General features: G+C 63.8%; 8 protein-coding genes. 4 read left to right on the top strand and 4 right to left on the bottom strand.

All coding sequences use genetic code 11. The features are described from left to right. The first annotated feature begins 49 nt into the window (after positions 1-49). Both BPHY_RS15390 and BPHY_RS15385 read left to right on the top strand, forming a co-directional pair. On the top strand, positions 50-1471 hold the full coding sequence (locus BPHY_RS15390) for a YeiH family protein (protein WP_012402369.1): 1422 nt from the start codon (positions 50-52) through the stop codon (positions 1469-1471). After that, positions 1468-1707, top strand: coding sequence for a hypothetical protein (locus BPHY_RS15385; protein ID WP_012402368.1), 240 nt, complete (start codon positions 1468-1470; stop codon positions 1705-1707). The genes BPHY_RS15390 and BPHY_RS15385 overlap by 4 nt, the downstream gene beginning before the upstream one ends. A gap of 55 nt (positions 1708-1762) precedes the next feature. Here the strand turns inward: BPHY_RS15385 and BPHY_RS42530 are convergent, their stop codons facing one another. Then, complete coding sequence (locus BPHY_RS42530; RefSeq protein WP_012402367.1) at positions 1763-1921, bottom strand: hypothetical protein; 159 nt, start codon at positions 1919-1921, stop codon at positions 1763-1765. Between the two features lie 307 nt (positions 1922-2228). On the opposite strand from BPHY_RS42530, the gene putA reads away from it, so the two are divergent. Both putA and BPHY_RS15375 read left to right on the top strand, forming a co-directional pair. Beyond that, complete coding sequence (gene putA, locus BPHY_RS15380) at positions 2229-6191, top strand: trifunctional transcriptional regulator/proline dehydrogenase/L-glutamate gamma-semialdehyde dehydrogenase (RefSeq protein WP_012402366.1); 3963 nt, start codon at positions 2229-2231, stop codon at positions 6189-6191. A gap of 87 nt (positions 6192-6278) precedes the next feature. Next, positions 6279-7427: a branched-chain amino acid ABC transporter substrate-binding protein gene (locus BPHY_RS15375; protein ID WP_012402365.1), complete on the top strand. Its 1149-nt coding sequence runs from the start codon at positions 6279-6281 to the stop codon at positions 7425-7427. A gap of 275 nt (positions 7428-7702) precedes the next feature. Here BPHY_RS15375 and BPHY_RS15370 read toward each other — a convergent pair whose 3' ends face one another. The 3 genes from BPHY_RS15370 to BPHY_RS15360 all read right to left on the bottom strand — a co-directional run bounded on the left by BPHY_RS15370 (position 7703) and on the right by BPHY_RS15360 (position 11994). Next, on the bottom strand, positions 7703-9403 hold the full coding sequence (locus tag BPHY_RS15370) for a thiamine pyrophosphate-binding protein (protein WP_012402364.1): 1701 nt from the start codon (positions 9401-9403) through the stop codon (positions 7703-7705). Between the two features lie 74 nt (positions 9404-9477). After that, on the bottom strand, positions 9478-10866 hold the full coding sequence (locus BPHY_RS15365) for an L-serine ammonia-lyase (protein ID WP_012402363.1): 1389 nt from the start codon (positions 10864-10866) through the stop codon (positions 9478-9480). A gap of 84 nt (positions 10867-10950) precedes the next feature. Beyond that, complete coding sequence (locus BPHY_RS15360) at positions 10951-11994, bottom strand: alginate lyase family protein (RefSeq protein WP_244257727.1); 1044 nt, start codon at positions 11992-11994, stop codon at positions 10951-10953. Positions 11995-12129: the final 135 nt, after the last annotated feature.

The following is a 12129-nucleotide window of genomic DNA, read 5'->3' as shown; positions in this document are numbered from 1 at the left end:
AACAATCGACAACACGTGCGCCGTCATCTCATCCTTCGGGGCACTGCACATGAGCGATACGAGACATAGTTTGCCGGCGGGCGCGCAACCTTCGCGACGGGCGAGCACGACAGGCGGCGGATTGTTTTCGACGGAGGACTGGTGGGCCGTGTGGGTCGGGCTGCTGGTGATTGTCGTTGCGTGGGCTTTGTTCGCGTCGGGCAGCAGCATCAAATGGATAGCGACGGCCCCCGCGAAATGGTCTGACTTCGGCGCGGCGGGGCACGATCTCGCGAAGCATCTGCCGAACTACGTCGCCCTCTTCGTCGCGTTCGCCGTGTTGTTCGGCGTTAGCCTGAGCGTGCTGAAACAGCGAATCACGCACTTCCTGCCGTCGTTCGCCATTCTGTTCGTCGTGTCGGTGCTGATTTTCGAGGTCGGCGCCTGGGCCAACGCGTCGAAGTACAACCTCGAGCCGCCGCTCGTCGCACTCGCGCTCGGTCTGCTGATTTCCAACGTTTTCGCGTTGCCCGAGTGGTTCTCGGCGGGACTGCGTGTCGAGTTTTACATCAAGGTGGGAATCGTGCTGCTCGGTGCGACGCTGCCGTTCACGCTGCTCGTGTGGGCCGGCCCCGTTGCCGTCGGACAGGCGACGATCGTCTCGCTCGTGACGTTCTTCGTGATCTTCTTTGCCGCCAAGGCGCTCGGTCTCGACAAGCGCTTCGCCGCGGTACTCGGCGTGGGGGGCGCGGTGTGCGGCGTGTCGGCGTCCATCGCGATTGCGGGCGCGGTGCGCGCGAAGCGCGAACATGCGTCGGTGGCGATCACGCTGGTGATTCTGTGGGCCATCGTCATGATCTTCGTGCTGCCGTTCGTGTCGCGCTCACTGGGACTGTCGACGGCCGTCGCGGGCGCATGGATAGGCACGTCGGAGTTCGCGGATGCCGCCGGGATCGCCGCCGCGCAGGCGTACGGCGACTTCGCGAAGCATGCGGGCGGCGCGATTGCCGGCTCTCCCGAAGCGTCGCTTCAGGCGTTCACGCTGATGAAGGTAGTAGGCCGCGACATCTGGATCGGCATCTGGGCGTTCCTGCTGGCGATCGTCGCGACCACGCGCTGGGAGTCGGATGAAAGCGGCGTTGTCGCGAAAGCCGACGCCCGCGAGATCTGGGCGCGCTTTCCGAAATTCGTGATCGGCTTCGTGATCGCGTCGGCGCTCGTCACGTGGATTGCCAGCCACTACTCGCTTGCCGATTACCGCAAGGTGGTGACGCCCGAGTTCGTCGCGCCGATCACCGCACTGCGCACGTGGGCGTTCATCTTCTGCTTCTTCAGCATCGGACTGACGACGCGCGTCCGTTCACTTGCGGCGACGGGCATCAAGCCGTTCATCGCGTTCACGGTCGGCGTGGCCGTCAATATCGCCATCGGCTACGCGCTGTCCGCGCACCTGTTCGCACCGTATTGGAATAGCTTGGGGCAGGGCTCGTGAGCGCGGCCGCCGTTCTCGACGACCGCATCCATTCTGAGCCCGAGGTGTGCGCGCCACGCTGCGCCGATTGCCGGTTTCGCGCCGATGATCGGCATTCGCTTGAGCAGAGCATTCCGGGGCTCGTTGCGTTGGGTTCAGGTTTCGGCGCGAGTGTCGCCGACAGCCGCCTGTGTCTTGTCCATGATCGGCTCGTCGCGCCGCGCGACAGCTGCCGCGCGTTCGCGCCGCTGCGCTGATCCTTTCCTCGTCTGACGTGCGCCCGCCTCGAGCGAGCGCCGCATCATCGAATGCCTAGCCGTGAATCGATTCGCGTGCCGCGTCGCGCTCGTCGTCGCGTACTTCCACGGGCACGAGTTCGTTGCGCGACGGCCCCGTCGCGCCGCGAATGAACAGCACCATGCAGGTCGCGAACATCATCCAGATCCCCATCACAATCAGCCACTTTTCCATTTGGTCACCTCGTATAGCGAGACTTCGAACCCCGTACCGTGCGCCAGTGCGTATCTCATGACCGGTATAACGGCGCGATTTCGGATTCGATAAGGGTTGCCGGAAAATAAACCGATCCAGGGAAAACACCGAGCGCAACCGCGTGCATCGCGACGGTGCACGTTCGCGCAAAGCCCTTGCGCGATAAGGCTTTCAGAGGGGTGCAACCGTCTCGCCGAACTGGTTGCACCTTTTTATTGGGAGGGGTACGATTCGCCCAACTTTTTAGTCTTTGGCCGGCGTCCGCCCGGCGCATAAAGAAGGAATCATGGCGAGCACCACCCTTGGCGTAAAAGTCGACGACCTGCTGCGTACCCGGCTGAAAGATGCCGCGACGCGCCTCGAGCGCACTCCCCACTGGCTGATCAAGCAGGCGATCTTCGCTTACCTCGAGAAGATCGAGCACGGCCAGCTTCCCGCCGAGCTGTCCGGGCATCACGGCGCAACCGAACTGGCCGATGGTGCCGCCGATCCGGACGAAAGCGACGGACTGCATCCGTTCCTCGAATTCGCGCAGAGCGTGCAGCCGCAGTCGGTGCTGCGTGCGGCGATCACGGCTGCGTATCGACGGCCGGAGCCGGAATGCGTGCCGTTCCTGATAGGCCAGGCGCGTCTGCCTGCGAATATCGCGAACGACGTGCAGGCCATGGCGAGCAAGCTCGTCGAAGCACTGCGCTCGAAGAGCACGGGCGGCGGCGTCGAAGGGCTGATCCACGAGTTCTCGCTGTCGAGCCAGGAAGGTGTGGCGCTGATGTGTCTCGCGGAAGCGCTGCTGCGCATTCCCGACCGCGCAACGCGCGACGCGCTGATTCGCGACAAGATCAGCAAGGGCGACTGGCGTTCGCACGTCGGTCATGCACCGTCGCTGTTCGTGAACGCGGCGACGTGGGGCCTGATGATCACCGGCAAGCTGGTGACGACGAATAGCGAAACGGGCCTGTCGTCGGCGCTCACGCGCATGATCGGCAAGGGCGGCGAGCCGCTGATCCGCAAGGGCGTCGACATGGCGATGCGCCTGATGGGCGAGCAGTTCGTGACGGGTGAAACCATCTCCGAAGCGCTCGCCAACAGCCGCAAGTTCGAGGCACGCGGCTTCCGCTACTCCTACGACATGCTCGGCGAAGCCGCGACCACGGAAGCCGACGCGCAGCGCTACTACGCATCGTACGAGCAGGCGATCCACGCGATCGGCAAGGCGGCGGGCGGCCGCGGCATCTACGAAGGCCCGGGCATTTCGATCAAGCTGTCGGCGCTGCATCCGCGTTACTCGCGTTCGCAGCAGGAACGCACGATGAGCGAGCTGCTGCCGCGCGTGCGCGCGCTTGCGATTCTCGCGCGCCGCTACGACATCGGCCTGAACATCGACGCTGAAGAAGCGGACCGTCTGGAGATCTCGCTCGATCTGCTCGAAGCGCTGTGCTTCGACCCGGAGCTGCAAGGCTGGAATGGCATCGGCTTCGTCGTGCAGGCATATCAGAAGCGCTGTCCGTTCGTGATCGACTACATCGTCGACCTCGCGCGTCGCAGCCGCCACCGCATCATGGTCCGTCTGGTGAAGGGCGCGTACTGGGATACGGAAATCAAGCGCGCGCAGGTGGATGGCCTCGAAGGTTATCCCGTGTACACGCGCAAGATCTATACGGACGTGTCGTACCTCGCGTGCGCGAAGAAGCTGCTCGGCGCACCGGATGCCGTCTATCCGCAGTTCGCGACGCACAATGCGCACACGCTGTCCGCGATCTATCACCTGGCGGGCCAGAACTACTACCCCGGCCAGTACGAGTTCCAGTGCCTGCACGGCATGGGTGAGCCGCTGTACGAAGAAGTGACGGGCCGCGACAAGCTGAATCGTCCGTGCCGCGTATATGCGCCCGTCGGCACCCATGAAACGTTGCTCGCGTACCTTGTGCGCCGCCTGCTGGAAAACGGTGCGAACACATCATTCGTGAACCGCATCGCTGATGAAACCGTGCCCGTGCAGGATCTCGTCGCCGATCCCGTCGATGAAGCTGCGAAGATCGTGCCGCTCGGCGCGCCGCACGCGAAGATTCCGCTGCCGCGCAATCTGTACGGCGCGGAGCGCACCAATTCGATGGGCCTCGATCTGTCGAACGAGCATCGCCTCGCGTCGCTGTCGTCGGCGCTGCTGGCTAGCGCGAATCATCCGTGGCGTGCCGCGCCGATGCTCGAAGGCAACGAGATCGCCGTCGGTCGTGCACGGGACGTGCGTAACCCGTCGGATCACCGCGACCTCGTCGGCACGGTCGTCGAAGCGACGCCGGAACACGTGAGCGCCGCGCTCGCGCATGCCGTCGCCGCTGCGCCCATCTGGCAGGCGACGCCTGTTGAAGCGCGTGCCGATTGCCTCGCGCGAGCCGCCGATCTGCTCGAAGCGCAGATGCATACCCTGATGGGCCTCGTGGTGCGCGAAGCGGGCAAGTCGCTGCCGAACGCCGTCGCCGAAATTCGCGAAGCGATCGACTTCCTGCGCTACTACTCGAGTCAGATCCGCGACGAGTTCTCGAACGACACGCATCGCCCCCTCGGTCCCGTCGTGTGTATCAGTCCGTGGAACTTCCCGCTGGCGATCTTCATGGGTCAGGTAGCCGCGGCGCTCGCCGCAGGCAACACGGTTTTGGCCAAGCCCGCCGAACAGACGCCGCTGATCGCCGCGCAAGCCGTGCGCATTCTGCGCGAAGCGGGTGTGCCCGCGGGCGCAGTGCAACTGCTGCCGGGCGATGGCGAAACGGTTGGCGCTGCGCTGGTCGCCGATGCACGCACGCGCGCCGTGATGTTCACCGGCTCGACGGAAGTCGCGCGTCTCATCAACAAGACGCTTTCGAATCGCCTCGACCCTGATGGCAAGCCGATTCCGCTGATCGCCGAAACGGGCGGCCAGAACGCGATGATCGTCGATTCGTCGGCGCTCGCCGAACAGGTTGTGGCCGACGTGCTGCAATCGTCGTTCGATTCGGCCGGTCAACGTTGTTCCGCGCTGCGCGTTCTCTGTCTTCAGGACGATGTCGCGGACCGCACGCTCGAAATGCTGACGGGCGCGATGAAGGAACTGGCGGTGGGCAATCCCGACCGTCTGTCGATCGACGTGGGTCCCGTGATCGACGCGGAAGCGAAGCGCGGTATCGACGCGCATATCGCCTCGATGCGCGAGAAGGGCCGCAAGGTCACACAGATGCCGATGCCGGATGGCTGTGCAGCCGGTACGTTCGTGCCGCCGACGCTGATCGAACTCGACAACATCGACGAACTGAAGCGTGAAGTGTTCGGCCCCGTGCTGCACGTGGTGCGTTACCGCCGCAGCGCGCTGGACAAACTGCTCGAACAGATCCGCGCGACGGGGTACGGGCTGACGCTCGGCATTCATACGCGCATCGACGAAACGATCGCGCATGTGATCGGCCGCGCGCACGTGGGCAATATCTACGTGAACCGCAACGTGATCGGCGCGGTGGTCGGCGTGCAGCCGTTCGGCGGGGAAGGGCTGTCGGGCACGGGTCCGAAGGCGGGCGGCGCGCTGTATCTGCAGCGTCTGCTGGCGACGCGTCCGGCCGGTTTGCCGAAGTCGCTTGCGCGGACCTTGATGGTCGACGCGTCGCAAGGCGCGGCGAATGGTGGGCAAAGCGCTGCACAAAACGGCAACGCGGCAAGCGATAATCCTGCCGCTGCGCTGACGACGCTGCGCGACTGGTTGATCGCGGAACGCGAGCCGGTGCTGGCCGCACGTTGTGACGGCTACCTGTCGCACATCCCGGCGGGCGCGACGGCTGTGCTGGCGGGCCCGACGGGCGAGCGCAACACGTACACGCTCGGCGCACGCGGCACGGTGCTGTGTGTTGCATCGACAGCGAGCGGCGCGCGCGTGCAGTTCGCGGCGGCGCTGGCGACGGGCAACAAGGCGCTGTTCGAAGGCGCGGCGGGCGAGCAACTGTATGCCGCGCTGCCGCCGTCGCTGAAGCAGTACGCGAGCGTGAAGAAGAACGCCGAAGCATCGTTCGATGCCGCGCTCTTCGAAGGCGACAGCGACGAGTTGCTGGCACTCGTGAAGGACATCGCGAAGCGCGCGGGTCCCATCGTGTCGGTGCAGGGCGTCGCGGCACGCGCGCTGGAAAGCGGCGATGAGGATTACGCACTCGAACGCCTGTTGACGGAGCGTTCGGTGAGCGTGAATACGGCAGCAGCAGGCGGTAATGCAAATTTGATGACGATCGGCTGAGCGAACCTCGCTCGATCGATTCAAAAAATGGCGCGAGACGGCGACCCCGATCACCGCGCCGTCCACACCTGGTACCAAGGAGAAGATATGCAACACACGATGAAAAAGCTGGCAGGCGCGACGTTGTTCGCAGCCATGTCGCTGGCGGGGACCGCGCATGCACAGCAGGTCGAAGACGTGAAGATCGGCTTCGCGGGTCCGATGACGGGCGCGCAAGCGCACTACGGCAAGGACTTCCAGAACGGCATCACGCTCGCAGTCGAAGACATGAACGCGACGAAGCCGATGATCGGCGGCAAGCAGGTTCGCTTCGTGCTGGACGTCGCCGACGACCAGGCTGACCCGCGCACGGGTACGACCGTCGCGCAGAAGCTGGTCGACGACAACATCAAGGGCATGCTGGGTCACTTCAACTCCGGCACGACGATCCCGGCCTCGCGCATCTACGCGAACGCGGGCATTCCGCAGATCGCGATGGCGACGGCGCCCGAATACACGCAGCAGGGCTTCAAGACGACGTTCCGCATGATGACCTCGGACACGCAGCAAGGCTCCGTTGCGGGCACGTTCGCAGTGAAGAGCCTGGGCATGAAGAAGATCGCGATCGTCGACGACCGCACGGCATACGGCCAGGGTCTTGCCGACCAGTTCGAGAAGGCAGCGAAGGCGGCGGGCGGCACGATCGTCGATCGTGAATTCACGAACGACAAGGCTGTCGACTTCAAGTCGATCCTCACGAAGCTGAAGTCGGTTCAGCCGGATCTGATCTATTACGGCGGCGCCGATTCGCAGGCAGCGCCGATGGTCAAGCAGATGAAGACGCTGGGCATCAAGGCACCGCTGATGGGCGGCGAAATGGTCCACACGCCGACGTTCCTGCAAGTCGCTGGCGATGCCGCTAACGGCACGGTGGCTTCGCTGGCTGGTCTGCCGCTGGAAGAAATGCCGGGCGGCAAGGACTATGTCGCGAAGTACAAGAAGCGCTTCGGTGAAGACGTTCAGACGTACTCGCCGTACGCTTACGACGGTGCGATGGCGATGTTCGACGCGATGAAGAAGGCGAACTCGACGGATCCGGCGAAGTACCTGCCGTTGCTCGCGAAGACGAGCATGCCTGCTGTGACGACCAAAGATCTCGCTTATGACGCCAAGGGCGATCTGAAAAACGGTGGCATCACGCTGTATAAGGTCGTTGATGGGAAGTGGACGACGCTGCAGAGCGTGGGTGGCAAGTAAGTTTTTTTGCCTTGCGGCGCTTGGGGTTGTTGTTAGCTGAGCGCTGCTGATTTTGTGGAAGCCTCGTAGGGTTTTTGCTCTGCGAGGCTTTTGTTTTTTGCTTGTGCTGTGGCTGGCATCCGCGGTTTGTTATCGCTGCTTCTAGCGTTGCCCTGTGCGGGGCGGCACCTACTTTTCTTTGCCGACTGCAAAGAAAAGTAGGCAAAAGAAAGCAGCTCACACCGCCAATTCTTGACTCGTGCCCACGGGCCCCAAAAGGCGCCCGTGGCTCCTGCTTATTCGCCGCGCAGTTTCCTGCCCTGCTCGCGCACCTGCTCCAGTGTCGCGCCCGGTGTGCTCGCTTCCTGGATCATCCGGACTTCGATTACCGCCGGTTTCTTCGACTCTTGCGCGCGCTTGAATGCGGGCATGAAGTCTTCTGTGCGTTCCACCGTTTCGCCGTGGGCGCCGAATGATCTTGCAAACGCCGCGAAGTCTGGATTGGTCAGCCCCGTTCCATGCACGCGATTCGGATAATGGCGCTCCTGGTGCATCCGGATCGTGCCGTACTGGCTGTTGTTCACGACGATGAATATCACCGGCAAGTCGTATTGCACCGCCGTCGCGATCTCCGATGACGACATCATGAAACAGCCATCGCCTGCGAACGCGACCACCGTCCGGTCCGGATACATCGACTTGGCCGCAATCGCCGCCGGCACGCCATAACCCATCGCGCCGCTAGTCGGTGCCAACTGGGAACGGAAATGGCGATACGCAAAATGACGATGCAGCCATGTCGCGTAATTGCCCGCGCCGTTCGTGAGAATCGCGTCCTTCGGCAGATGTTCGCGAAGCTGCAGCATGATCTCGCCGAGTTGCACATCGCCCGGAACCATGCGCGGCTTGCGCCATTCGAGGTACGCGTCGTGCGCTTCCTTCGCGCTGCCTGACCAGGCGGGTTGTGCCACCCGTTTCAGCGCCGCCAGCATCGATGCGATTTCCGGCATGCCCGACACGATGGGCAGATCGGCGGCATACACGCGGCCCAGCTCGTCCGCGCCTTGATGCACGTGGATCAATGTCTGCTTCGTCTTCGGAATGTCGAGCAGCGTGTAGCCATTCGTCGTCGCTTCGCCCAGGCGCGGGCCGAGCGCGAGCAGCACGTCGGCGTCCTGGATGCGTTTGGCAAGCGCGGGATTGATGCCGAGACCCACATCGCCCGCATAGTTCGGATGCTCGTTGTCGAGCGTGTCCTGGAAGCGGAACGCGAGGCCGATGGGTAGCTGCCAGTTCTCGATGAAGGTGCGGAGGTCTTCGCACGCTTGCGGCGTCCAGCCGCTGCCGCCCGCGATCACCATCGGTTTCTTCGCGCCTTCGAGCAGGCCGCGCAGACGCTCGATCTGCTGCGGCGCCGGCGCGGCCGCCACGCGCTGATAAGCGGGCGCACCCGGCATCGCGGCACACGCGTCGCTCAACATGTCTTCAGGCAACGACAGTACGACAGGGCCAGGGCGACCCGACGTCGCGACGTGGAACGCGTGGCTCATGTACTCGGGAATGCGGCGCGCGTCGTCAATCTGCGCGACCCACTTCGCCATCTGGCCGAACATGCGCCGGTAGTCGATTTCCTGAAACGCCTCGCGGTCCAGATGCTCGCGCGCACATTGGCCGATCAGCAGGATCATCGGCGTCGAGTCCTGAAACGCCGTGTGCACGCCGATCGATGCGTGCGTCGCGCCCGGTCCGCGCGTGACGATCGCGATGCCCGGCCGGCCCGTCAGCTTGCCGACGGCTTCCGCCATGTTGGCGGCGGCCGCTTCGTGGCGGCACACAACTGTCTGAATCTGCGACGTCTCGTCGTGCAACGAATCGAGGATCGCCAGAAAACTTTCGCCAGGCACGCAAAACACGCGCTCGACGCCATGCGTCAGCAGCGCGTCGACCATGAGCCGTGCGCCCGTGGTCATATTTGAAGCATCGGAAGACAGCGACATTGCGAACACACCTCCAGTCAGAAGAGCTTCGACAGCTTACGCCGAGACCCTCTTCAATGTCATTCGCAAAAGCGTCAACATTCGATGATGTTTACCGCGAGACCGCCGCGCGACGTTTCCTTGTACTTCGTCTTCATGTCGGCGCCCGTTTCGCGCATCGTCTTGATGACGGAATCGAGCGATACGTAATGGCTGCCGTCGCCACGCAGCGCCATGCGCGCCGCGTTCACGGCCTTCACGGACGCCATCGCATTGCGCTCGATGCACGGAATCTGCACCATCCCGCCGACGGGATCGCACGTGAGGCCCAGGTTGTGCTCCATGCCGATTTCGGCGGCGTTCTCGACCTGCAACGGCGTGCCGCCCATCACGGCCGCGAGCGCGCCCGCCGCCATCGAGCATGCGACGCCCACCTCGCCCTGGCAGCCCACTTCCGCGCCGGAAATCGACGCATTCAGCTTGTAGAGAATGCCGATCGCGGCGGCTGTCATCAGAAAGTCGAGCACGCCTTGTTCGGTAGCGTGCGGCATGAAGCGCGTGTAGTAGTGCAGCACGGCGGGAATGATGCCCGCAGCGCCGTTGGTCGGCGCGGTGACCACGCGGCCGCCCGCTGCGTTTTCTTCATTGACGGCGATCGCGTACAGATTGATCCAGTCGACCATCGACAGCGGATCCTGCAGCGCGCGCTCCGGATTGCCCGTCAACCCGCGATACAGCTGCGGTGCGCGGCGTTTCACCTGGAACGGCCCGGGCAGATTGCCTTCGGCATCCGGGTTGTTGATTCCGCAGCCGCGCGCGACACACGATTGCATCACGTTCCAGATTTTCAGCAGGCCCGTACGCGTCTCTTCGTCCGTATGCCATGCGCGCTCGTTGTCCCACATCAGTTGCGCAATGCTCTTGCCCGTGGTCTTGCACATTTCCAGCAACTCCGCACCCGTGCGAAACGGATGCGGCAACTGATCGACGGCGGCAAGCACCTTCGTGTTAGGCGCGCCCGCAGTGACGACAAAGCCGCCGCCCACCGACAGATACGTCGCTTCGCGCAGCGTTTCGCCATTCGCATCGAATGCGCGCAGCTTGAGACCGTTCGGATGTTCCGGCAGCGCCTGCCGATAAAACGAAATGTGGTCCTTTTGCATGAACGGGATGACGTGCGTGCCGAGCAGCGCGAGCGTGCGCGATACGCGAACCTGTTCGAGGCGCGCCGCGATCGTGTCGGGATCGACGGTGTCGGGTGCGTCGCCGAGCAGGCCGAGCATCACGCCGCGATCGGTGCCGTGGCCTTTGCCCGTTGCACCGAGCGATCCATACAGGTCGACCTTCACCGATGCCGTGTTCTCGAGCAGCGCATCGCGCTCGAGCCCTTGCGCGAACATCAGCGCTGCGCGCATGGGACCGACCGTGTGCGAACTCGACGGACCGATGCCGATTTTGAAGAGATCGAAAACGCTGACTGCCATCACTGCTCCTGCTAGCTTGAATGTCGTGGATGCTGCACCGCGTGGGTAACGCGGCAGCTCATTGAGCCATTGCCCCGCGCGTGATCAACGCGCCGGCAAGGGCAGGCACACGGCGAGCCACGCGGGCGGCGTCGGTGCCAGTTTCAGCGCGACGGGCGTGTAGCGTCCGTCGAGCCGCGCGGCGAGGTGATACAGCTCGGCCGCATTTTTCGGATCCCACTGTCCACTATAGCCGGGCAAACCGGCTTCGCGACGTTTTGCGTCGAACGGCACGTTCGAATGCACGAATTCGTCGTGGGTTTTCGCGCCCGTCGCATACGGCGTCAGCCAGTTGAGCGCGGCGGCGAGCGTCGCTCCGCCCGGCGCGCGCTCGTTGAGCCAGTTGCGGTTGTGGCGGCGCGCGGCCAGCGCTGCCGTCACGAGCGGCTGGAGATCGTAGGTGACATAGTGCAGCGCGTCGCGTTCGCTGAAGTCGACAGTCGTGCCGTCGGGTGCGACGTTGTCGTTGATGTGCTCGACGTACAGGCGCTGCGCCGCGTCGATCAGTTTGCGGTTGTCGAGCGTGAAGGCAGCCATTGCGATCAGCTTCACGCGATGGCTTTGCCAGTTGTTGCGATACGTGCCCGTGAGCGGCCGCTTTTGCGTGTCGATTTGCGCGATGTAGCCGTTCGCGAGTTTCGTCAGAAACGCCATCGTCGCGTTGCGGGTCTTCACGGGTAGCGCGCTCGCCGTCATGTCGTAGGCGAGGATCAAGCCTTCGAACGGCGTTTCGTCGATGGGATTGAACGACGGCTCGTAGGTTGTGACCCACGCGTACAGCAGGCGGTCGACGAGCTTCAGATAGCGGTCGTCGCTGGTGGCGCGCCACGCGAGCGCGGCGTCGCGCAACAGGTCGAGATCTTTCTCGGCTTCCTTGCTCTCGTCATAGATGCCTTCGTGCGGCAGCGTGCCTTCCGTGTGCAACTGACGCACCGCATGCGCCGGCTCGCTCAGATGCGCCTGCACATTCCTCACCAGTGCCTTCACGCCAGGATCGGCGTTGGTGCGCTCGCTGGTTTGCAGCGCGGGTGCAGCGCAGAGGTTCATCGCGGCATGGGCGAAACCGGGCGACAGCGCCAGTGTTCCCATGGCGAACCACGCAGCGGCGATCAGCGGAAGAAACGGACGCGTCGATGGTGCCCGCGTGCTACGGCGCACCCGCGCCCGACCGTTTCGCTTCATGCATGGCTCCTCTGGTTCGATCAAGGTGAGATGTTAGCCGTC

Origin of the sequence: Paraburkholderia phymatum STM815, from assembly GCF_000020045.1 — a bacterium.
In the GTDB taxonomy this organism is placed as follows: Bacteria; Pseudomonadota; Gammaproteobacteria; order Burkholderiales; family Burkholderiaceae; genus Paraburkholderia; species Paraburkholderia phymatum.
Note: the sequence above shows the minus strand (reverse complement) of the source record. Positions and strands in the feature narration are given on the sequence as shown.

Coding starts and splice junctions, on each gene's coding strand:
- BPHY_RS15390 (WP_012402369.1), top strand. CDS start 50: ATGAGCGATACGAGACATAGTTTGCCGGCGGGCGCGCAACCTTCGCGA.
- BPHY_RS42530 (WP_012402367.1), bottom strand. CDS start 1,921: ATGGAAAAGTGGCTGATTGTGATGGGGATCTGGATGATGTTCGCGACC.
- putA (WP_012402366.1), top strand. CDS start 2,229: ATGGCGAGCACCACCCTTGGCGTAAAAGTCGACGACCTGCTGCGTACC.
- BPHY_RS15375 (WP_012402365.1), top strand. CDS start 6,279: ATGCAACACACGATGAAAAAGCTGGCAGGCGCGACGTTGTTCGCAGCC.
- BPHY_RS15370 (WP_012402364.1), bottom strand. CDS start 9,403: ATGTCGCTGTCTTCCGATGCTTCAAATATGACCACGGGCGCACGGCTC.
- BPHY_RS15365 (WP_012402363.1), bottom strand. CDS start 10,866: ATGGCAGTCAGCGTTTTCGATCTCTTCAAAATCGGCATCGGTCCGTCG.
- BPHY_RS15360 (WP_244257727.1), bottom strand. CDS start 11,994: ATGGGAACACTGGCGCTGTCGCCCGGTTTCGCCCATGCCGCGATGAAC.